The following is a 21,897-nucleotide window of genomic DNA, read 5'->3' on the forward strand; positions in this document are numbered from 1 at the left end:
AGTACCGACCATACCAGATGACCGATACCCTTATCCTTCTCATCCTATTTTTTAAGCTTTTCTCACGGCTATAAGAAATTTCTTCTCGCTTAATGCCTGCTCTACCATATCCAGCGTCTCTTCGCTGTCGGCGCTCACATTGTGATAATGATAATTGGACGTAATGTTTTTCAATGGACTGGATTTCCCGGAACGGATATCTTCCAGAAATTCCGCCACCTTTCTCCGGGAATTAATCCCAAGAGGCGCTTCCATATGCCCATACACTCTATGGTTCACCATGACATTTTCCACGCAGGCGCCCAAATCCACAATGCAGCACAGCTCTTCTTCCAACTGCTCATCCGTATGCTGAACCTTAAAAATCCTGCTTACCGTCCTGGGTGCGTTCAGCAGATACCCCCGGTTCGTGGAGATAATATCGTAACCGGACGCACGGAGCAATGCAATATCCTGCACAATCACCTGTCGGCTCACCCCATATGCAAGAGCCATTCTCTGCCCGGAAACCGGAGCTTTACTTTCTTTTATCTGCCGGACAATCTCTGCCCTTCTGTCAGAACCAGTCATAAATCCCTTTTACCTCCGTCCATTACTTCGCATGCAGATTCTTTAATGAGATGTCCAATATCGGAGCAGAATGCGTCAGCGCACCGCTGGAAATATAATCGACCCCTATTGCCGTCAGATTCTCTATGTTCTCTTTTGTAACATTACCGGAACATTCTGTCTCTGCACGCCCGTCAATAATGCGGACAGCCTCCTGCATCTCTTCTACTGACATATTATCCAGCATAATGATATCTGCTCCTGCATCTACCGCTTCCTTTACCATATCCAGGTTCTCTACTTCCACTTCTATCTTACGCACAAAGGGTGCGTATTCTTTCGCCATCTTCACCGCTTTCGTTACACTGCCTGCCGCCCCGATATGATTGTCCTTCAAAAGCACGCCGTCTGACAGATTATAGCGATGATTAAATCCACCGCCGACACGCACTGCGTATTTTTCAAAAATACGCATATTCGGTGTGGTCTTCCTTGTATCAAGAAGTTTGGTTTTGCTTCCTTCCAGAAGCGCTGCAACCGAATGGGTATAAGTCGCGATTCCGCTCATCCTCTGAAGGTAATTTAACGCCACCCGCTCACCGGATAATAATACACGGATATCACCGGTTACTTTCCCCAGCAGCTGTCCATTCTTCACTTCATCTCCGTCTTTGCAGAAAAGCTCCGTTTCCACTTTCTCATCCAGCAAATAGAAGACTCTCTTAAATACTTCCAGCCCGGCTATCACTCCATCCTGTTTGCAGATTAAATCAACTTCTCCGGTAACTGCCTCTTTCATTACCGCATTAGTGGTTACATCTTCACTGGAAATATCTTCTTTTAACGCCTCCAAAATCAAATGGTCCGCCTGCAATGTCATGGTTATCTGATTCATAATCCCAATTCTCCTTTTCTTCTCTTTCTACTGTTCCTGTCCAATCTTCTTTGCTGCTCTTTTCGCAAACACAAGACTTTCCAGCAGGGAATTGCTGGCCAGCCGGTTAGCGCCATGCACGCCGTTACAGCTCGTCTCCCCCGCCGCATACAAATGCTCCATGGAAGTCCGGCTATCGGAATCCACCCAGATTCCTCCCATAAAATAATGCTGTGCCGGTACAACCGGAATACATTCTTTCAAAACATCGTACCCTTCCTCCAGACAATGCTGATAAATATTGGGAAAATGCTTTAATATTGTTTCTTTCGGAACATGTTCCATAGACAGCCACACATAGTCTGTCCCGTCTTTTTCCATCTCTTTGTAAATTGCCTCCGTCACCACATCCCTGGGAAGCAGCTCATTGACAAACCTCTCTTTGTTCTTATTATAAAGAACCGCGCCTTCCCCTCTCACCGACTCCGATATCAGGAATCTTCTTCCCGGCTTCGTAGAATACAACGTCGTCGGATGAATCTGGACATAATCCAGATGTTCCAGCCGAATTCCATGTTTTCTGGAGATATCCAGCGCATCCCCTGTCAAATGCGGGAAATTCGTAGAATGCTTATACTTTCCTCCGATTCCGCCGCTTGCAAGAATCGTATCAGGAGCATAAATCCTCATCTTTCCTTCTTCATTTTCCGCGAAAATACCGACGCAGCGACCATTTTCTTCTATAATATCCGTCATAACCGTATATTCATAAATCGTCACATTCTCAAGCTTCTTCACCTGCAAAAGAAGTTTACTTGTAATTTCCTTCCCGGTAACATCTTCATGGAATAAAATCCGCGGCTTTGAATGCGCCCCTTCTTTAGTATAGGCAAATTCTCCGTTTTCCTTCTCAAATTCTACACCATATCCCACCAGGTCATTGATAATCTCACGGGAACTTCTAATCATAATATCCACGGATTCTTTCCGGTTCTCATAATGTCCCGCTTTCATCGTATCTTCAAAATAGCTGTCATAGTCTTTCTCATCCCTCAGCACACAGATTCCTCCCTGTGCAAGGAAAGAATCGCTGCTCTCCACATCAGCTTTTGTTATCATCACAATCTTTTTATCAGAAGGCAGATTTAACGCGGCAAATAAGCCCGCCACGCCTGTTCCCACGATTGCAACATCTGCGTAAATATCCATTTTTCACCCTCCCCGGCTCAAGCCTTCCGGCAGACTATTTCGCCAACTCCAGCATTCTTTCCAACGGTTTTACTGAATTTACACGCAGCTTATCAGAAACATGTACCTCATTTTCTCCCGTCTCCAATACATGCAGGATTTTTTCCAGCGTATTCTTTTTCATATTCGGACAGACCGGCACGGTTTCCGGAAAATAGAACTTTTTATCCGGATTATCCTGCTGCAGTTTGTAGGAAACCCCTTCTTCTGTGCAAATAATGAATTCTTTTTCCTCACTCTGCGCCGCATAGTTAATAATGCCTGACGTACTTCCGATATAATCTGACATTTTCAGGATTTCCTCCCGGCATTCCGGATGTGACAGCACGAGCGCCTGTGGATGTTCTTCCTTCACCCGAAGCACCTCTTCTGCCTGCATCCTCTCGTGTGTCGGACAGAATCCTTCATTATATATAAAATGCTTTTCCGGCACCAGTGCTGCTATGTAATGTGCAAGATTGCGGTCGGGAATAAAGAAAATATTCTTATTCGGAAGCGCTTTCACAATCTTCACCGCATTGGCAGAAGTTACACACACATCGGAATGCTGTTTAAGCTCTGCCGTAGAATTGATGTAGCAAACTACCGCAAGATCTTCATGCGTATCCCGCATCTTCCGGATCGTCTCTGCATCCGCCATATGCGCCATCGGACAATCGGCTGTCAGATCCGGCATCAGAACCGTCTTACCGGGACTTAACATCTTAGCGCTCTCTCCCATAAATGACACGCCGCAGAATACAATCGTCTGCTCTGTAAGTCCTGCCGCGACCTTGCTCAGATAGAAGGAATCCCCTATATAATCTGCAATATCCTGGACTTCCGGTCTCACATAGTAGTGTGCAAGAATAACTGCATTCTTCTCTTTTTTCAATTTGTTGATATTCTCAATAATACTCATCTTCGTATCCTTTCTTTGCCAAGCAACTACATTGTTCCTATTATACCATCAAGGTTTACATGTGACAAGACACATGTTTATACAAATATCCTGGCGATTTTCCCATAAATATCATGAAAAATGCTGTCATAATTCCCATACAAAGAAATGGTCCGAAGGCGAAACAATCGCGGCGTCCTTTTTTCTTTCCTGCCAGCAGCCGGAACGCATAACCTCCCGCCATGAACAGCGCAAGCAAAAAGGCATCTGCCATCCTGCGCCATCCCAGAAACATTCCGCTTACAGCCGACAGTTTGATATCCCCGCCGCCAAAGGCTCCCGGCCGGATCAGATTAAGCATAAGAAGCGGCACACTTACACACAGAATTCCCATTCCTCGTTCTGCCATTTCAATTTCCGGGAAAAACGGAACGGCACAGATCTCTGCTGCAAGCAGCACCGCAAGCAATCTGTCCGGAATCCTTTTTGTTTTTCCATCAATCCACGCTATCAGAAACAATATTAAAAAGATACAAATCGTAAAAAACATACCCATCAGAAGTCTTCTTTTCCCCTTTCCTGCATAAATATTCTCATGTTAAGAATTTGCTAAAATTGATATTCGTTTTCAAAACCGGATTGTTTCCACCTTCTTTGCTATGTTAAAGTACTCAGTAAGAAGAAAGGATTGTTTACTGCATGGATTTTTACCAAACCAAATTTACCGAAAAATTGAAGGAAGCTTTCAACGCAGTCCTTCCTATTATTGGAATTGTACTGTTTCTTAGCTTTACTATCGCCCCTGTCCCTTCCAGCATACTGCTGCTGTTTTTGTTCGGCGCCGTACTCCTGATAATCGGAATGATGTTCTTCACTCTTGGTGCTGAGCTTTCTATGACACCCATGGGCGAAAAAATGGGGACCAAAATGGCGTCTGCCGGAAACCTTGGTTTCGTGCTTTTTCTATGCTTCCTTCTGGGCTTCGTCATTACCATCTCGGAACCTGACCTTCAGGTACTTGCCGAACAGGTACCCTCCATACCAAACCATATCTTAATCCTGGCGGTGGCATGCGGCGTCGGTTTTTTTCTGGTAATCGCAATGCTGAGAATGCTTTTTGCAAAGGCGCTTCCTCCGCTTTTGTTTCTGTTTTACATTGTCATATTCCTATTGGCATTCTTGATCCCGGAAGATTTCCTTGCCGTGGCATTTGACTCCGGCGGCGTTACCACCGGACCAATGACTGTCCCCTTCATCATGGCTCTCGGCGTAGGTTTTGCTGCCGTCCGAAGCGACAGACATGCGGAAGATGACAGTTTCGGCCTTGTGGCTTTGTGTTCCATCGGGCCAATTCTGGCAGTAATGATTCTGGGACTTTTGTACCATCCGGAAGACACCGGCTACACTCCCACAGCCTTGCCGGAAATTTCAAACTCTGTGGAACTATGGAAGTGCTTTGCAGAAGGGTTCCCGGAATATATGCGGGAAATTGCAAATTCCCTGCTGCCGATTGTCCTGTTTTTTGCTGCATTCCAGATGATTTCATTAAAATTAAAGAAGAAAAAACTACTCAAAATCATAATTGGAATCGCATACACTTACATCGGCCTGGTTCTCTTCCTTACCGGTGTAAATGTAGGATTTATGCCGGCAGGAAACCATCTCGGGCAGACGATAGCCGGTCTTCCTTACCGATTCCTCCTGATTCCTCTCGGTATGGTAATTGGTTTCTTCATCGTAAAAGCCGAGCCGGCCGTCTATGTACTGATGGAACAGGTAGAAGAAATCACGTCCGGTGCAATTCCGGGGCGTGCCATGAGCCTTAGCCTGTCGCTGGGAGTCGCCGTCTCAGTAGGGCTTGCCATGACACGCGTTTTAACCGGGATTTCTATTCTTTGGTTTATCGTACCGGGGTACGCGGTTGCACTCATGCTATCCTTTTTTGTCCCGAAAATATTTACTGCAATCGCCTTTGACTCCGGCGGAGTAGCATCCGGTCCCATGACGGCAGCCTTTCTCCTTCCATTTGCTATGGGAGCCTGCCAGTCCGTGGGTGGAAACATCGTTCAGGATGCATTTGGAATTATTGCTATGGTAGCTATGACGCCTTTGATTGCCATCCAGATTCTCGGCTTCATTTACCAATACCGGATGAAACACGCAAAAGTTTCTGAAACAGAATCCGCATCCTATCTTGATATCTGGGAAGAGGATGATATTATTGAATTATAGCGTGGCTCAGAAAGGATATTTCTATGGATAAAATTTACATGATGGGACTAATTACCAACCGCGGAATGCGTGAAAGGTTTCTCGCTTTCTTTAAAGAAAATCATATACATGTGACACTGACTGTCCTGGGAGCCGGAACCGCAAACAGCGAAGTCCTGGACTATCTCGGGCTGGAAGCCGCTGAAAAAGCTCTGTACTTTGCCTTTATCACCGGGAGCACATGGAAGTCTCTGAAAAAAGCTCTGTACAATAAAATGCAGATTGATATTCCCGGCAGAGGAATCGCTTTTTTAATTCCTTTCAGCAGTATCGGCGGCAGAAAAGTTCTGCAATACCTTACCGTCGGCCAGGAAGTCGTGATAGAGGAGGAGAGCACGTTGAAGAACACTGATTTTGAACTTCTTATAACCATTGCAAATGCCGGATATATCGATACCATTATGGATGCAGCAAGAAGCGCCCATGCCCCGGGCGGAACCGTCATCCACGCAAAGGGTACCGGAGCGGAACATGCCAGAAAATTCCTTGGAATCTCCCTGGCAGAAGAAAAAGAGATGATTTTCATTGTTGTCCGCTCTGACCGGAAAAACGAAATTATGAAAGCAATCATGAAACAAGCCGGACCGGGCACCCCGGCCGGAGCCGTCTTATTCTCCCTGCCCGTAACCAGCGTGGCAGGTCTCCGCATGCCGGAAACAGACGAAACAGATTAACTCTCAGCAATAATGAAAGGGCAGATGGCTTATGTCACCCGCCCTTTCATTGTATCATATGTGCATCGGTTTTTCAACTTGTTTTATTCCACAAATGTTTTCATGAATCTCTGGATAATAATTGCACATTCTGCACGGCTTGTATTCCCCTGCGGGTCAAGACGCCAGGAGCCGTCTTCATTTTCTTTTCCTTCAATGATTCCATTTCCTACTGCCCACTTCATCGCCGCCTCTGCAAATTCCGTTACTTTATCAGCATCCGTATATTTACTGATATCTGCCGGTTCTTCAAATTCATATCCCATATGGTCCGCGTAACGGTACATCATCGTTACCATCTGCTCACGGGTAATCGGATCATTCGTTCCAAAGTATCCGGAATCTGTATAACCCGTAACAACCTCCGCTTCAGCCGCCCAGATGACTGCCTTTGAATAAAACTGTCCATCCGGTACATCCGGGAATCTTGTCTCATATTCTACTTTCGGTTCACCGTTAAGCCGGTAAAGAATCGTTGCAAACTGTGCACGTACCAGCGTTGCGTATGGTGAGAAATGCGTAGGATCTGTACCCGTCATGGTTCCTGCAAAGTAGTTGTAGTATGCTGCATTGTAGAACCAGTCATCTTTCACTACGTCTACATATGGCAGTCCCTTGCTTTCCAGAGCCTCTGCCGCTTTGTCAAGCGCTGCAGCCGCATCATCAATTTCTTTCTGCGTTGCATCCGTGTCTGCCAATACTTCTTTTGCCTGATTCAAAGCTTCTTCGTAAGCTGCCCAGCTTTCTTCCGTATACTTAACTTTCTCTGTATCCGCTACTGCCGCCTTAACCGCTGCTTCCAAAGCTGTCTTGTCTGTTTCATTCGGTTTTTCCGCTTCTTTAACAGTTACCTTGAAGGTGTCTGCCTTTCCTTCATATGTTACCGTTACTGTCTGCTCACCGGTCTTAGTCGTATCATAGCCGCTTACTTCGCAGTCCGTTACTGCAATATCTTTTGTTGTACCATCGCTGTATTTTGCAGTCACTTTCATTCCGTCAAGGTCAAGCTCGTCACCTACTGTGTACTCCGTCTTCGTCGGTGCTGTTACCGTAATGGATTCCAGAGTAACAGGTTTCGCTTCTTCCTTCACTGTTACCTTGAAGGTTGCTGTCTTTCCTTCGTATGTTACTGTTACTGTTTGCTCTCCGGTCTTAGTCGTATCATAGCCGCTTACTTCGCAGTCCGTTACTGCAATATTTTTTGTTGTACCATCGCTGTATTTTGCAGTCACTTTCATTCCGTCAAGGTCAAGCTCGTCACCTACTGTGTACTCCGTCTTCGTCGGTGCTGTTACCGTAATGGATTCTATCACAACCGGATCCGGTTTCGTATCATCCTTCACAACCACCGTAATCTCGATCTCAGCCGTACCAACCGTACCTTTCACCTTAAACGTACCTGCTTTCGCATACTGTGAAGGCGTAATCTCTTCCCAGGTAATCGGTTCTCTGCCCTGGGTTCCATTTGTATAAGTAACATTCGCTTTCTCCGGAAGGATGGGCGCTGTTCCCACCATGGTTTCTACCGCCTGCGGCTGCTCTACCGTTTGAATCGTTCTCACCGGTTCCTCACCACTTGCAAGCATCATAATCTCATCGCTTCCCAAAGCTCTGTTATAAATACGGAAATCGTCCATATCTCCCTTAAAGAGAGAATCTGCCTTATAATTGGATTTACCAAGGAAATTGCTTGTCATATTTCCAATTTGGAATGGCATCATATGGAAAGAAGTGTTCTCTGCCACCTTTGCGCCATTTACATACAATGCTGCTTTTGTTCCCTCGATTGTAACCGTAATATGCGTCCATGTATTTATAGCAAATGCGTCCGTGTTCACATGGGAATTTCCTCCGTCCTCATAAGCGAGCCGGGTCTTTCCATCACTGCTGTGTACCGTCAGGAACAGGTTCGGATACGGCGGAGATTCCTCTCCATTACCAAAGTCGAATACTCTCGCCCAGTTTACTACTTCTTCTGGGTTGATCCATGCAGAAATGGACAGATTATATAATCCATAAATCACATCCTCCGGAAGCTTCACATAGGCATCTGTACCATTCAGGCTGACACCCTTGCCCAGCTTACCTGTATCATAAGAAACAGCTCCTACCGCTTCTGCATCTTTTCCATTTCCGGAAATATCCTTTATGGTTGTTCCGTCAACAGAATCAAAATCATAATGTACTACCGGCCCACTGCTCTCTTCCGGCGCTTCCGGGTAATCTGTAATACCGGACGGCATCCAGATCATATAAGAATAACGTGTAGCAGAACTGTAATTCGTGCCATAAATTCCCGGTGCCGCCTCTCCGTAGCGATACCACTGACCTATATTCGCATATGGAACAATCGCCACTTCCTGTTCTCCGTTCGGCGTCATCATTTTAATTATATATTTACTTCCGAAATAGCGGTCTCCTTCAAGAGCGATCTCTCGTTCAGTCTTTACTGCTTTCCCGTCTTCTGCATCCACAACAGCCGTTGCTGCAACAGGAGCTATGTCAGCGCCAAATGCTGCCTGTGATTCTTCCACCGTCATAAAGGCAGCATCTACACAGTAAACCATAGGACCGTCTTTAATTGCCCATGAGCCTTCATTTGAGTAGTCTCCCTCTACCCATACAGGTTCAGATGGATAGGTAATTTCAACCGTATCGCCGGCTGCTACGCTAAGCTCTACGTATCCATCGGCTGCCACGTCTGCCACGTCTGTTCCATTTACTTTCACTGTAGGTTCTTCTACCCAGTCCGGAACACGGACATAAAGCGTATCCTCCGTCGTTCCATCCAGAATTTCCAACTTAATATCATCGGAAGATGGATAGTCCGTTGTCTGCTTTATGTTCATCATTTTTCCATTTTCCAGCGTAATCTGAGCTTCACTTTCAATGAATTGATTTACATATACGCCAGAAGCTGATTTGGTATAAATATAATACGGTACATAGGACTGCATTCTCATACCTGAAGAAGAACAGCAATCCGGACCCGTATAGAATCGTTCCGTAGAACCATTCAACGGTCTGTGATAACTATAGCCGTCACCGTCAATTGTAGACGTTGCAAACATATGATTGTAAATAACATCTTCCACTACCTGCTGATATCTTGCGTCTCCCGTCAGTTCAAACAGATTATTATTCAAAAGCGTCCAGGAATTGGTCGCACATGTCTCTCCAACACTTCCTGTATTTGGAAGATTATGCCCTGCTTCATAGTGCTCGCCGACAGATGTGGTTCCGGTAATATATACCTGTCTGGAAACAATATCTTCCCATGCGCCAGTTACTTTATTCAAGTAAGTTTCATCTCCTGTTTCCTGATATTTCTTCAGGAAACCAAGGAAGGTCATCTGGAACGTATGAGCATGCACATAATGCTGAATCTCATCAATTCCCATCTCACCGCTTGCCACCTTATCCAGGTCTCCATATGGCGTATCGCCATAACCGTTCCAGGAAGAAGCCCATTTATCAATATTTCCAATCACCCAGTCCACCCAGTCTGAGTATACGGTTGATTTTTCTTCCTGCCCTTCTATTTCCTTTACTGTCTTAGAAAGCAGCATCATCGGATCGATAATCAAAGCACCTTCCCAGCTCTGGTGTACGTCATGCCCTGCAATGGTAGTGCCATTTGAATTAACAAGGGGCCAGAATTCCTTTTTATTCATACCGGACTGCGTGCCATCCTGATAGCAGACCTTCGTATTTTCGTCCCCGATGGTTGCTACAAGGTAATCCGCAAGCTTAATTGCACAGTCAATGGCCTGCGCAGCAAGCTCTGTATCGTCTTCCTTATATTTGTCATAAACATTAATCAGACCATTTAATGTAGAATACATCTCATAAGGATCCATACCTTTGACCGGGGTATTGTTACGGATGTCTGTCGTAGCGTTGCCAAGATAACCGCCGAACTGATTGTATCCGCTCTTGCTCTTATCTTCTACCGTCTGTGTCTCTGCCAGCCTTGTGACTACATCTTTAATTGCCGCATCAATTTCCGAATCATTCATCCATTTATAGTTTGACATGCTTTCCAGCCATTTCCCCGGCTGCTCGCCTTCCAGCCAGCTCCATCCGGAATGACTGTGATTCTTATACTCATTGAGATATGCCGTCATTCTCTGCCCATACAGATAATTCATAGCATAATTATCCACCGCATCAGAAAGACGCTTTCCAATCGTTCCTCCTACGCTGACAATCTCATCAGAGCTTAACTTCTGCACGCCCTCTATCGGCTGATTTTCTTTTACAACCGTAACTTCAAAGGTCTTTGTTGCTTTACTCTCGCCCAACGTCAGTTCAGCCGTCAAGGTCACCTTCACATCTTTATTGCTTCTTGTGACAACAGCATTGCCGTCTCCGTCAAGCTTTATTGCCTCGTTGTCCGATTCCCACGTAATCACAGAACCATTCGCACCTTCTAAAGATAAGACGAAATCCGAAGTTGCTCTGGTCACTGTCGTTAATGCATCTACGTCTGCATCCAAAAGCTCCTGTTCCGTAAGCCCCGCAAGAAGGGCAACTTCTCTTGCAGTAAGCGCTTTATCATAAATCTTAAAATCATCTGCATAACATCCGATACCTACAGCGCCATAACCGGACTTTCCAATTAAAATATCTGTAAGTGTTGATTTCGTAATGGATGCGCCGGCTACCTGGGCAGATGCAAACGATACGCCATCCTGATACAAAATCATATCTCCGGTCTCTCCGTCGAACACACCGGTAATATTGGTCCACTCATTTAAAGGAAGCAGCGTATCCGCACTTGCCTTTTGAACAGCCATATTCCTTCCGTCCGTTACCAATGCCATACTTTCCCCTGTTGTCCAGCCGATAAACCAGCCATTCCCGTTCCAGCTGTTATTCGGCTTTGCCCACATAACACGAGCCTCCTGGTTCGCGCTTTCTACTCTTCTCAGCCACACAGATACCGTTAGACTTTCTGGATTCAGCTTGTCCGTATTAGGCACAGTAAGATAGCCCTTATTAAAACTAAGGTCCACTGCCTTACCGCCGTTATGGCCTTCCACAAGCGAAACATTGTCGTATACCGTTACCGTCTCGCCTGAGTTAGCAGTAATTGTACCAGATAACTGGTCTCCTGCCTCTTCTTCAAGGTTTTCAAAATCCATCTCAAAAATGGGAACCTTGGTTGTCTCTTCCGCCTGCACGGTCCGCATAGACGCCGTCGGCAAACCTATGCCGGCAACCATTGCCACAGACAGAAAAAGCGCCAAAAATCTTTTTCTCTTCATCTTTTTTCTCCTTCCCTTCTGCTACGGAAAGTTTTCCACAATAAAAAAAACTTCCCATAATGAAAAAAATTTTATTTTATAATTTTTATTATAAGAAGTTTTTATTTTTATGAAATGAATTTTTTTCGTAATTTTGGTCTTTTTTTCGTTTTTACAGATTTTTTCTGTATTTACTGGGCGTTATACCGACAACTTTTTTAAATACTTTCATGAAATAGTAATAATCTTTATATCCAACCGCTTCTCCTATTTCGTTTATGGAAAGTTTTTCATCAGCCAACAGCTCCTTTGCTTTCTGGATTCTTTTTGAAATTAAATATTCAGAAAAAGACATGCCAATCCGCTCCTTCAAAAGTTCGCTTAAATAGCTGGTGCTCATATTGTATTTCTTAGCTATAGATGTCAGGGTAATGTCTTTCCTATAGTTTTGCTGCAAATTCCTTATGATTTCTTCTATCATAGGCAGATTCTCTTCTTCCTGCGAATCAAATTCCGACACGGCTTCGCCACCTTCAAATACCCGGACAAGCTCCTGCAGGGTACTCTCCAATTGCTCCTGCTTCACCGGTTTCAACAAATAATCGAATGCATCCAGCCGAATTGCTTTTCTTGCATATTCAAATTCTGCGTATCCACTGAGCAGAATCACCTTTGTAGCTAAGCATTTCTTTTTCATCTGTTCTAGTAATTCCAAACCGTCATATCCGGGCATACGGATATCTGTAATCAACAGATCCGGCTTTTCCCTTTCCACAGCCTCCAATGCTGCGACTCCATTCATCACCTCCCCAATAACCCGAAACGGCAGCCCGCTTTTCTCAATTAACTTTTTTATACTGAGTGTCATCCACAACTCATCATCCGCCACTAACACTCTATACATTCTTATCCTCCTGTATCTGCCCCGGAGTTATAATTGTCACCCTGGTTCCAACTCCAGAGCTGCTCTCTAGTAAAAACTTTGCTTCTTCCCCATAAAACAAATGCAGCCTTTTATAGATATTCAGCAATCCAATAGACTTTGCATGTTCGTCATCTCCTTTCTTCTCCAACATCTCCAGAACTGCTCCTCTTCTTTCTTCGGACATGCCGCATCCATTATCCTCCACACAAAATCTAAGGAGTCCTTCGTCTGTCAACTCTACATTAACAAACACATCTCCGCCATTCAGGTTCTTTTCTACCCCATGAAAGACGGCATTTTCAACCAGAGGCTGTAAAAGCAGTTTTATCATCTTTTTCTTTTTCACAGCCTTGTCAGTCTGAATATGTACACGAATATTTCCTGCAAAGCGATAGTCAATAATTCTGGCATATTCCTTCACATGATTCAACTCTTCTTCTACCAGAACAACATTATCTCCTCTGACGCCATAGCGGAACAGTTCTGACAGCGACATAGTAATTTCAGCAATGTCTTCTTTATCATAGTATAATGCCATAGCCCGAATACAGCCAAGGGTATTATACAGGAAATGTGGATTAATCTGGTTGCGGTATGCCAATATCTGTATTTTCTTTTTGGAAAGTTCCATTTCATACATCTTTTTCTGGAACTGCTGTACATTATTCTGAAGAATTTCTTTTTCATCCAGCATCCAGTTCAAGCTTTTTGCCAGCCTTCCAATTTCATCTTTTCTATTAATTTCCATTCTTGCATCCGGCTCATCCAACAGGTTTTTGACAAAAGTATCCATCTGCTCAATCGGATCAACAATCCTTTTTTTGAAAAAACTCCGCATTACCATCAGCAATACTAATAGAAAAATATACATCATTGCTATATCCACATACAAATCCCATGTTCCAATCATAACCTCCTTTTGCGGAATAACACTGACCAGCTTCCAGCCTTCCTTATTGACCTTACATTCTTTAATATAATAGTAACTTTTTTTCTGCTCATCAATTGGAAAATATTTCCTGTAATCATCACCGTAAGAAGAAATAATGTTCTCATTTTGATCCAGCAGGTACATCCTTGAGTTATTCGTAACCTTCATATCTTCCATTATATCGTCAATCCCCACCGTCCGCATTGCAAATAAGACGATGCCCCTCCTTGTTCCATATCCTTCACTCGATAAATCAAAGACTGGAAAAGAAATCGTATAATAAGAATGTCCGTTGTAATCCGAAACAAACATCGTTCCAAATTCCATCTCATTCTTTTCTGAATTCGAAGGCAGCTTTACCTGTTGCCAGAACGCTTCATTTCCTGCAATCAGATTCATTTCCTCATCATACATGCCAATCTGCTCTATATCATCTTCCAGCGTCATGGTATTTAAAAACGCAGATGTAATCTCATCAACATAAATAGAACGCTCTTCCTCAGCCATTGTAAAATACCCATAAGCTGACGGGGAATATGCCAAAGTAGAAATCCTGCCATAAATACTTTCCGAATATTCTTTCATTTTACTTTGCATCTGCTCCATTTTATCATTATTCAACATCTTTATATTACTGACATTTGCTGATGCTGTATAATATATGCTCATGGTACAAACGCCTGCAAGAACCACTAAAAGCATAGCGCTTAATACTTTTATCTGCTGATATAAACTATCTGGAATGGTCTTTACTATCATCTGCCGTAATTTCTTCATCATTGGTCTACCTTCTCAATCTGACGATTCGTCAGATAATCCCTATTTCATATAATTCATGCAGTGCCCGCGTAGCACAGATATAACGGAACTGTCTATCCAATGGGTTCTCACCGTCTCCTTCGGCTATAAATACCTGGTCAAATTCCAGTCCTTTCGCCATATAAAATGTCGTAACAGTCATCCCTTTTCGGAAAGCAGAACTGTCCCTGTCGATATAGAAGACATCCTCCCGCCGTTCCTTCAGAGCAAGATACAATTCTCCTGCCTCCCGTTCTGTCATGGTAAGGACAGCGGCAGTCTCGTATTCTTCTGCACCCAGACGCACATTTTCCAGTATTCTGCAGACAGTCTCTTCCTGCGACCTGCAAAAATATTTCTTCACTTCCTTTCCATGTCTCTGCAGATACCCAATTCCTTCCACACCCGCTATCTTTCCGGCATATTCCGCAATCTCCGCCGTGTTGCGGTAACTTCTGTTCATTTCAATCCGCCTTACCTTCCTGCCAAAGATCTTCGGCAGGAAAGCCAATACATCCTGCATCTTTCCATCTATGGTCTGCGCCCGGTCGCCTAGTATCGTCATACTACATGGGAACAAACGCTCCAAAATCACATACTGGAGATAGGAATAATCCTGCATCTCATCAATTACCAGATGCCGGATATCCCTGCGCACTGCTCCCGCGCACAGACGATACTTCAGATACAGAATCGGGAATACATCCTCATAAGCAAGGATTCTCCTTTCCGGCGGAATGTCAGGAAGCACAGGCAATCCATTTTCCGTAAGAAACCAGTTGTATATCTCATAGAGATCCGTCGTTACATACATCTTCCGGAATTTTTCTTTTATAACCCCGGCTTCCTCCTCACAGAGTTCTCTTTTGCACAACGTCTCATACTCATCGATAAAATAATCCCTCACCGCATCCATTCTGGACAGAAGCGGAATGTCCGCAAACTTATAATAGAAAAAATCCAGGATTTCTTCCGCCTTTTTCTCCAGCGTCTTATAACGCACATCCCGGAAATCAACCAGCCGGTCTTCCAGTTCAATCAAAAAGCCTTCCACCGCACGCACAAATTCTTCTGATTGTTTCCAACGAAATCTCTTCTCACTCTGTGCGTCCATTCCTGCTATCTGTTTCTCAATCTGATGATATCTGTCCTCACAATCCGCTGCGATTCCTTCCAGTTCCCTGTAAGCAAAAAGATCCAGGCTCATCTCCTGTATATTCTCCTCTCCCAGCTCGGGAAGAATGTGGGAAATATAATCGGAAAATACACTGTTCGGCGATAAAATCAATATGTTAGACGAATTCAGATTCTTCCGATCATGATACAAAAGATAAGCAATCCGGTGCAGGGCAACCGACGTCTTCCCACTTCCCGCCGCCCCCTGTATGGCAAGAATCTTATCTTCCGTGTTGCGGATAATGGCATTCTGCTCCCGCTGAATGGTCCGGACGATATTCTTAAGCTGCGTGTCGCTATTCGCTCCAAGCTCCTGCTTTAGAATATCATCATCAATCTTCATATCACTCTCAAATTCATAAACCATCTTTCCGCCGCGGATTTTATACTGCCATTTCGACAGAATCTCTCCCTCCAGTAATCCTGCCGGAGCCTCATAAGCTGCCCTTCCTTTATCATAATCATAAAAAAGACTGCTGATCGGTGCCCTCCAGTCATAAATGAGCGGAACCTGCCCTCTTTCTCTGGCAAAGTTCCCAATGCCAATATAGAAAACCTCCGCTTCTTCTTCTCCATCATAGACGAACTCCACGCTTCCGAAAAACGGCGAATCCAACATCTTTTTCATACGGCTCATGCGCTTTTGATTCTCCTGGTTGGCACTCACCTGTGTAAGTAGCGCCTGCTGGTTATCATAATTTTCATAACCATATTGATCCATCTCCGTATAATTCTCCCAATAGTAGTCATTCATTCCGGCAATATCCTTCTGTATCTCCTGAATCCGCGCGCCAAGCTCCTGAATTCCTTCTTGAATCTGTTCCGTAATATATTTCAAAAAATCTGTGCCTCTGCTCACTGTCTTATATCTCCTTCATTTTCTCAAATGCTAGGATTTCTCCCTCGGTTTTACTAACATAGTATCAGAGCATGCATTCTTTTCCAATAGGAAAAAGCTGAAAAACTGCAAAAAGCTCCGGGAAAAATCCCGGAGCCAAATCCTTTTCTAAAATATACAATACACAAAATATTCTCTTACAATTCTTCTGTTTTGAAAGTGGCATAGCCTTCGTAATAATAACTGTAATCAATACCTTTCATATAAATACCACGATTATCAACCTCATCGGTCAACGCCGCTTTTAAAATATATTTTATTTCAATATCCTTCACAGGGCTTCGCTCCATAGCCATAAGATAATCATCCTTGTCTACTTTGCTCCAGTCTATCACCTGACCCAGCTCCTTTTTTAAAATCATATCAAGCCAGATACGGGTGCTTCGCCCGTTTCCCTCTCTGAAAGGATGTGCAATATTCATTTCTACATACTTTTCAATAATTTCATCAAAAGTAGACTGCGGCATTTTGTCTATTTGAACCAGTGCCGCTTCCAAATACATCAATGGTGCAAACCGGAAATTACCTTTTGCTATATTAACAGTCCTGATTTTTCCGGCAAAATCATAAATATCTTCAAATAAATATCTGTGAATTTCTTTTAACGAAGAAAACCTTCCCGCTTCAAGTCTGTCAAGTATACCATTTTCAAAAAGAGTAATCGCTTTTTTCTTACTAATACGCTCTTCTTCACGGGCAAGATCAGCCGAATTATCAATCCCTAATTTATTTTCAAGTGTCATCTTATACCTCCATTGTCCACACCTGCAATTACGTCAGATTTCACTTCACTATGGATTGATATATTATAACCTTCTTTTCTGCAAAACACAATAACAAACCCTGGCGTTTCGTAAATTCCCGAATTACAGAAGTTTCTGCAGATATGCCTGCACATCTTCACACTGCATCAACCCGCTCATTACACAGGCTCCCGCGGCTCCCACGCTGCGGACAGCGCCAATATTTTCACTGCTGATGCCGCCAATGGCATACACCGGAACCGTCACGCTCTCACAGACATTTTCAAGAAAAGACAAGCCCCGGCCGGGGAGTCCCATCTTACAGTCAGTAGCGAAAACATGTCCGGCGGTAACATAGGTACACCCCAGTCCTACGGCTTCCTTTGCGTCCTCCACAGAATGACAGGAGGCGCCAATTTGCTTAAAATGCGCTTTCTGTCCTTCCGTCATGTCCCGCAGCGCCGGAAGGGGCATATGAATCGCCTCTGCCTCCAGGCGGACGGCTACATCCACAAAACTGTGAAGGACACAGGGAACCTGATGGCTTCTGCATACATTTAATACCTGACCGGCAAGCCGGAAATACGCTTCCTCTTCCAAATCCTTCTCCCGCAGAATGATTCCGGCAGGATGGGCCGCCGCAATCTTCTCTATCCGCGTCAGAAAATCTTCCCTGCACAACTTCCGGTTCGTCACACATAAAATATCAGACATAAAGATAATCATTCAGAACCGGCTGCAGGCCTTCCTCCGAAATATCCCGGTACATATTATCCAGACTCCGGTTATCATCAATCTCGAATTGTTCGTCGCCCTGCGCCTCGTCCGACTCCTTTCCTGTGTATTTTGTCTCGTGGTCGCCGATACCCGTAGAGACGCCTGCCGAAACCTTCGTTGCCGCAATCTTCACGATGCCATTCCGGAAACGGGCACTCTCACGGGAGGATACGGTAATTCCTACAAATGGCAGAAAAATACGGTAGGCACAGATAATCTGGCAAAGCTGCCTCTCTCCTACATCCATGGGACTGATTTTATCGTTGTTGATAATCGGCCGCAGGCGCGGACAAGACAGCGACATCTCCGCCTGGGGATATTTGCGCTGCAGATAATACACATGGAGCGCCGTCGCCAGCGCATCCTTCCTGAAATCTGACAGTCCCAGAAGCGCTGAAAATGCCACACCGCGCATTCCGCCCCGCAAAGCACGTTCCTGCGCATCAAACCGATATGGCCACACACGCTTATGCCCGAACAAATGTAATGTCTCATATTTATCCATATCGTAGGTCTCCTGAAATACTGTCACATAATCCGCTCCACACTCATGGAGATAACGGTATTCTTCTGTATTAACAGGATAGATTTCAAGCCCTACCATACGGAAATATTTCCGCGCCAGCTTGCATGCTTCGCCAATATAGGCAACATCACTCTGGGTACGGCTCTCCCCGGTAAGGATCAGAATTTCTTCCATGCCAGAATCAGCGATTACCCGCATCTCATGCTCAATCTGTTCCATGCTGAGTTTCATGCGGTTAATATGGTTGTAACAGTTAAATCCACAATAAACACAATAATTTTCACAATAATTTGCAATGTAAAGAGGCGTAAACAGATACACCGTATTCCCAAAATGCTTGCTGGTTTCCAGCCTTGCCCTTTCTGCCATCTTCTCAAGAAACGGCTCTGCGGCAGGGGATAAAAGCGCCTTGAAATCTTCTATCGAACAAGTCTCATGCTCCAGTGCCGTCCTTACATCCTTTGCCATATACCCGGAATAATCGTAATTCTGCATCTGCATCATAACATTTTTACAGACATCAGATTCAATCTGCTCCATTCCCGGCAAATACTCCATATGGTTCTTCCGGAAGGAAGGATCCGTCTCCAGCCTGTGCTTCTTTTCCAGTGCTTTCGGAGAAAGATATTCTGAATCAACAAAGAACTGATTTTCCATCCTCATCCCCTCCTAATCATGCAAAAATCCTGTCAACGGATCCGATGCCGATGCACCACGGGTCAGAACTCTTCCAATCCCTGCAAGATACGCCTGACGCCCTGCCTCGATAGCTTGACGGAATGCCGATGCCATCACCGGAAGATCTCCTGCTGTCGCCAGCGCTGTATTTGCCATAATCGCCGCAGCGCCCATCTCCATTGCCTCACACGCCTGGGAGGGCTTACCGATTCCTGCATCCACAATAATCGGCACGTCAATCTCATCGATTAATATCTGGATAAATTCACGGGTAGCCAATCCCTTATTGGAACCAATGGGAGATGCCAGGGGCATCACCGTCGCTGCACCTGCATTTACCAGATCCCGGGCCACATTCAGATCCGGATACATATAAGGCATAACGACAAAACCTTCCTTCGCCAGAATCTCCGTAGCCTTAATCGTCTCCTGGTTGTCCGGCAGCAGATATTTTGCATCACGCATAATTTCCACCTTCACAAAATTCCCGCACCCCAGTTCTCTTGCAAGCCGGGCAATCCGCACGGCCTCCTGGGCGTTTCTTGCGCCGGATGTATTCGGAAGCAGCGTAACTCCCTCCGGAATGTAATCCAGGATATTCTCCTGCTCTTTCGTATTTGCACGGCGCACAGCAAGCGTAATAATTTCCGCCCCTGCATACTTTACTGCAGCTTCAATCAACTTCAAAGAATATTTTCCGGAACCCAGAATGAACCGGGACTGAAATTCCTTTCCGCCAATTACCAGTTTATCGTTTGTCTGCATCACAATTCCTTCTTTCTATGTATAATAAATGGTATTTTAAACTTCATACTTTCCTGCCAGAATACGCAGGATCACGTGGGCTTCATGGGCTGCGCACAGCATCACCCGGGAAGAAATAAGCCCTATATCATCCGCCACGTCACTGACTCCATCCCCGCAGAGATAAAAACGCTCTGTCACCCTGCGTGTCCTGATGGCATTTGCTGAGCCAAACCCTGCCATGCCGGAAGCAGCAACCAGATATTTCTCCGGCATCCGTTCCATCACGCCATTTACCAGCATCGCCTTTGCCTGGGCATTATCAAACGCCTCGCAGATAACGTCCGCTTCCTTCAGCAAACTGTAAAAATTATCTTCTGAAATACGCTCTGTATATGTCTCAACCGCAATATACGGCGCAATTTCCTGTAAATTGGCTGCCAGAGCCTCTGTCTTATGCATCCCTACCTGTGCCGCTTTATACTGCTGCCGGTGAAGATTCGAGACGTCCACTTTGTCGAAATCAATCAGGATTAACCGTCCTACCCCTGCCCGCGCAAGGGAAACAGCCACATTAGAACCGAGTCCTCCCAGCCCGCAGACAGCAACCGATGCCGCGTCAAACTTATCCTGTATCTTATCACCATGCCTTATTCTGAGTACCTGCCGCATTTCCTCTTCACCCGATATGTTTCCCATCTTAACCACCTCCTACAAAGCTCACAACCTCTACTGTGTCGCCGTCCCGGAATACGGTCTCGCCATATTGCGCTTTCGGAACAATCTCACCATTGCACTCCACGGCAATCCGCTTCGGGTCGTAACCGGAAGCTTCCAGATACGCAGCCAGCGTCTTCCCTGCCAAATCCAAATCCGTTCCGTTCACCTTAACCATCTGCCATCCCTCCATTCTACATTCGAATTCCCTATATCACACAAAAACAGGAAGTCACTGATTTGGTAACTTCCTGTAAACAATCATTATACTCAGGCTTCCCTACGTTGGCATTATCCAAATCAGGTTATCGGGTCGAAAGTCTTACTTTCCTCTCAGCCTGTCACACAAGCTCCCCTCTGTTTTATTGTCAAAAGTATTATACGTCCATATTTTTCATAATGCAAGTAATTTCTGCCGGATATTTAGTTATCCCATATAGGGGTATATGATCTTGTAGCCTATCTAACTACCACTGATCCATACCATGTGACACATTACTTTATGTATTGCAGATCTCCATTTCTTAACATTTGAAATTTTCCATCATATAGATCATCAAACACCTGTTGTATAGGTACTCTTATACGTTGATATCCTGATGCAGACCAAACCCTATACTCCGTCTGATTCTTCAAAAAGGCAGACAACCTATTGTAATATTCCTGCATTTCTGATTTGTCATGCCCCATCTTCATCAACTTACAAAAAACTCCTAAAATACTAATACAATGAACAGGCTTTGTTAAACTGGCTATACTTTGCCTTGCTCTGAAATCGTCAGAACAAAATACATATACCCGATTACTATGCAGAATCTCCATCATTTGGATTAGTACGTAAGTCTTTTTCTCTCCCAAACCATTCTGAGAAGGGACACCGTCATCGCATGCTTTTAATACTGAAAGAAATTTTTCCACATCTTCCAAATTATCTATATTACTCATCGAGCCATAGTATTTTTCGAAAAATCCAGTATTAAATGTATCACAACTTGTCTGTAACAATGTTAGATACATGTTTGTTGCAGATGTGCCATATATTTTTCCAAGTTCTGTTACTATGTCACGGTCTGAATATATTTTTACTGTTCCACTCTGAATTTTATCTTCGAGCCATGGGTTCGGATCAGGAACCACTTCGTGTCTGGTCAGTTCCTCTTTAATCATTTCGTGACAGAAAAACTCATAATCCGTAAACTC

General features: G+C 44.6%; 18 protein-coding genes and 1 riboswitch. Of the genes, 2 read left to right on the forward strand and 16 right to left on the reverse strand.

The genetic code is table 11. The features are described from left to right. Positions 1-51: 51 nt before the first annotated feature. From OCV99_RS07290 to OCV99_RS07310, 5 genes are read right to left on the reverse strand one after another with little or no spacing between them, the layout of a single operon-like run. Positions 52-570: a transcription repressor NadR gene (locus OCV99_RS07290; RefSeq protein WP_158369437.1), complete on the reverse strand. Its 519-nt coding sequence runs from the start codon at positions 568-570 to the stop codon at positions 52-54. 22 nt (positions 571-592) lie between these two features. Continuing rightward, positions 593-1,444: a carboxylating nicotinate-nucleotide diphosphorylase gene (nadC, locus tag OCV99_RS07295; RefSeq protein WP_227193482.1), complete on the reverse strand. Its 852-nt coding sequence runs from the start codon at positions 1,442-1,444 to the stop codon at positions 593-595. A 27-nt stretch (positions 1,445-1,471) separates the two neighbouring features. Further along, positions 1,472-2,632, reverse strand: coding sequence for an L-aspartate oxidase (locus OCV99_RS07300; RefSeq protein WP_227193483.1), 1,161 nt, complete (start codon positions 2,630-2,632; stop codon positions 1,472-1,474). Positions 2,633-2,666: 34 nt separating this feature from the next. Beyond that, complete coding sequence (nadA, locus tag OCV99_RS07305; RefSeq protein WP_158369438.1) at positions 2,667-3,572, reverse strand: quinolinate synthase NadA; 906 nt, start codon at positions 3,570-3,572, stop codon at positions 2,667-2,669. Between the two features lie 55 nt (positions 3,573-3,627). After that, a complete protein-coding gene (locus OCV99_RS07310) occupies positions 3,628-4,107 on the reverse strand; it encodes a prepilin peptidase (RefSeq protein ID WP_158369439.1) in 480 nt (159 codons plus the stop codon). A 143-nt stretch (positions 4,108-4,250) separates the two neighbouring features. Here OCV99_RS07310 and OCV99_RS07315 point away from each other — a divergent pair, with 143 nt between their 5' ends. After that, positions 4,251-5,783 carry a DUF1538 domain-containing protein gene (locus OCV99_RS07315; protein ID WP_158369440.1) on the forward strand — a complete coding sequence of 511 codons (1,533 nt, stop codon included), beginning with the start codon at positions 4,251-4,253 and terminating at the stop codon, positions 5,781-5,783. 23 nt (positions 5,784-5,806) lie between these two features. After that, the gene (locus tag OCV99_RS07320; RefSeq protein WP_158369441.1) at positions 5,807-6,496 is read left to right on the forward strand and encodes a P-II family nitrogen regulator; all 690 of its coding nucleotides are present in this window, start codon (positions 5,807-5,809) and stop codon (positions 6,494-6,496) included. An 83-nt stretch (positions 6,497-6,579) separates the two neighbouring features. Here OCV99_RS07320 and OCV99_RS07325 read toward each other — a convergent pair whose 3' ends face one another. The 11 genes from OCV99_RS07325 to OCV99_RS07375 form a co-directional block, all read right to left on the reverse strand. Then, a complete protein-coding gene (locus OCV99_RS07325; protein WP_158369442.1) occupies positions 6,580-11,805 on the reverse strand; it encodes a LamG-like jellyroll fold domain-containing protein in 5,226 nt (1,741 codons plus the stop codon). Between the two features lie 151 nt (positions 11,806-11,956). Further along, entirely contained in the window at positions 11,957-12,688 is a 732-nt protein-coding gene (locus tag OCV99_RS07330) for a response regulator transcription factor (RefSeq protein WP_158369443.1), read from the reverse strand. After that, complete coding sequence (locus OCV99_RS07335; RefSeq protein ID WP_158369444.1) at positions 12,681-14,420, reverse strand: sensor histidine kinase; 1,740 nt, start codon at positions 14,418-14,420, stop codon at positions 12,681-12,683. Before OCV99_RS07335 ends, OCV99_RS07330 begins: the two co-directional genes overlap by 8 nt. 28 nt (positions 14,421-14,448) lie before the next feature. Beyond that, the gene (locus OCV99_RS07340; RefSeq protein WP_227192927.1) at positions 14,449-16,473 is read right to left on the reverse strand and encodes a HelD family protein; all 2,025 of its coding nucleotides are present in this window, start codon (positions 16,471-16,473) and stop codon (positions 14,449-14,451) included. A gap of 176 nt (positions 16,474-16,649) precedes the next feature. Next, a complete protein-coding gene (gene fic, locus OCV99_RS07345) occupies positions 16,650-17,255 on the reverse strand; it encodes a protein adenylyltransferase Fic (protein ID WP_158369445.1) in 606 nt (201 codons plus the stop codon). Positions 17,256-17,378: 123 nt separating this feature from the next. Next, entirely contained in the window at positions 17,379-17,969 is a 591-nt protein-coding gene (locus OCV99_RS07350; RefSeq protein WP_158369446.1) for a thiamine phosphate synthase, read from the reverse strand. Further along, a complete protein-coding gene (gene thiH, locus OCV99_RS07355) occupies positions 17,962-19,221 on the reverse strand; it encodes a 2-iminoacetate synthase ThiH (protein WP_334307867.1) in 1,260 nt (419 codons plus the stop codon). Before thiH ends, OCV99_RS07350 begins: the two co-directional genes overlap by 8 nt. 6 nt (positions 19,222-19,227) lie before the next feature. Next, positions 19,228-20,001, reverse strand: coding sequence for a thiazole synthase (locus OCV99_RS07360; RefSeq protein WP_158369448.1), 774 nt, complete (start codon positions 19,999-20,001; stop codon positions 19,228-19,230). Between the two features lie 36 nt (positions 20,002-20,037). Continuing rightward, positions 20,038-20,679 (reverse strand): thiamine biosynthesis protein ThiF, encoded by a 642-nt coding sequence (thiF, locus tag OCV99_RS07365; protein WP_158369449.1) that lies wholly within the window; start codon positions 20,677-20,679, stop codon positions 20,038-20,040. Between the two features lies 1 nt (position 20,680). Continuing rightward, on the reverse strand, positions 20,681-20,875 hold the full coding sequence (gene thiS / locus OCV99_RS07370; RefSeq protein ID WP_158369450.1) for a sulfur carrier protein ThiS: 195 nt from the start codon (positions 20,873-20,875) through the stop codon (positions 20,681-20,683). Positions 20,876-20,955: 80 nt separating this feature from the next. Then, a riboswitch (TPP riboswitch) is annotated at positions 20,956-21,063 on the reverse strand. Between the two features lie 129 nt (positions 21,064-21,192). Then, the gene (locus tag OCV99_RS07375) at positions 21,193-21,864 is read right to left on the reverse strand and encodes a hypothetical protein (RefSeq protein WP_158369451.1); all 672 of its coding nucleotides are present in this window, start codon (positions 21,862-21,864) and stop codon (positions 21,193-21,195) included. Between the last annotated feature and the right edge of the window lie 33 nt (positions 21,865-21,897).

Source organism: Dorea acetigenes, assembly GCF_025567385.1.
GTDB classification, from domain to species: Bacteria; Bacillota; Clostridia; order Lachnospirales; family Lachnospiraceae; genus Claveliimonas; species Claveliimonas acetigenes.

Coding starts and splice junctions, on each gene's coding strand:
- OCV99_RS07330 (WP_158369443.1), bottom strand. CDS start 12,688: ATGTATAGAGTGTTAGTGGCGGATGATGAGTTGTGGATGACACTCAGT.
- OCV99_RS07290 (WP_158369437.1), bottom strand. CDS start 570: ATGACTGGTTCTGACAGAAGGGCAGAGATTGTCCGGCAGATAAAAGAA.
- thiF (WP_158369449.1), bottom strand. CDS start 20,679: ATGGGAAACATATCGGGTGAAGAGGAAATGCGGCAGGTACTCAGAATA.
- nadC (WP_227193482.1), bottom strand. CDS start 1,444: ATGAATCAGATAACCATGACATTGCAGGCGGACCATTTGATTTTGGAG.
- nadA (WP_158369438.1), bottom strand. CDS start 3,572: ATGAGTATTATTGAGAATATCAACAAATTGAAAAAAGAGAAGAATGCA.
- OCV99_RS07300 (WP_227193483.1), bottom strand. CDS start 2,632: ATGGATATTTACGCAGATGTTGCAATCGTGGGAACAGGCGTGGCGGGC.
- OCV99_RS07325 (WP_158369442.1), bottom strand. CDS start 11,805: ATGAAGAGAAAAAGATTTTTGGCGCTTTTTCTGTCTGTGGCAATGGTT.
- fic (WP_158369445.1), bottom strand. CDS start 17,255: ATGACACTTGAAAATAAATTAGGGATTGATAATTCGGCTGATCTTGCC.
- OCV99_RS07350 (WP_158369446.1), bottom strand. CDS start 17,969: ATGTCTGATATTTTATGTGTGACGAACCGGAAGTTGTGCAGGGAAGAT.
- OCV99_RS07335 (WP_158369444.1), bottom strand. CDS start 14,420: ATGATGAAGAAATTACGGCAGATGATAGTAAAGACCATTCCAGATAGT.
- OCV99_RS07320 (WP_158369441.1), top strand. CDS start 5,807: ATGGATAAAATTTACATGATGGGACTAATTACCAACCGCGGAATGCGT.
- thiS (WP_158369450.1), bottom strand. CDS start 20,875: ATGGTTAAGGTGAACGGAACGGATTTGGATTTGGCAGGGAAGACGCTG.
- OCV99_RS07375 (WP_158369451.1), bottom strand. CDS start 21,864: ATGATTAAAGAGGAACTGACCAGACACGAAGTGGTTCCTGATCCGAAC.
- OCV99_RS07360 (WP_158369448.1), bottom strand. CDS start 20,001: ATGCAGACAAACGATAAACTGGTAATTGGCGGAAAGGAATTTCAGTCC.
- OCV99_RS07315 (WP_158369440.1), top strand. CDS start 4,251: ATGGATTTTTACCAAACCAAATTTACCGAAAAATTGAAGGAAGCTTTC.
- thiH (WP_334307867.1), bottom strand. CDS start 19,221: ATGAGGATGGAAAATCAGTTCTTTGTTGATTCAGAATATCTTTCTCCG.
- OCV99_RS07310 (WP_158369439.1), bottom strand. CDS start 4,107: ATGGGTATGTTTTTTACGATTTGTATCTTTTTAATATTGTTTCTGATA.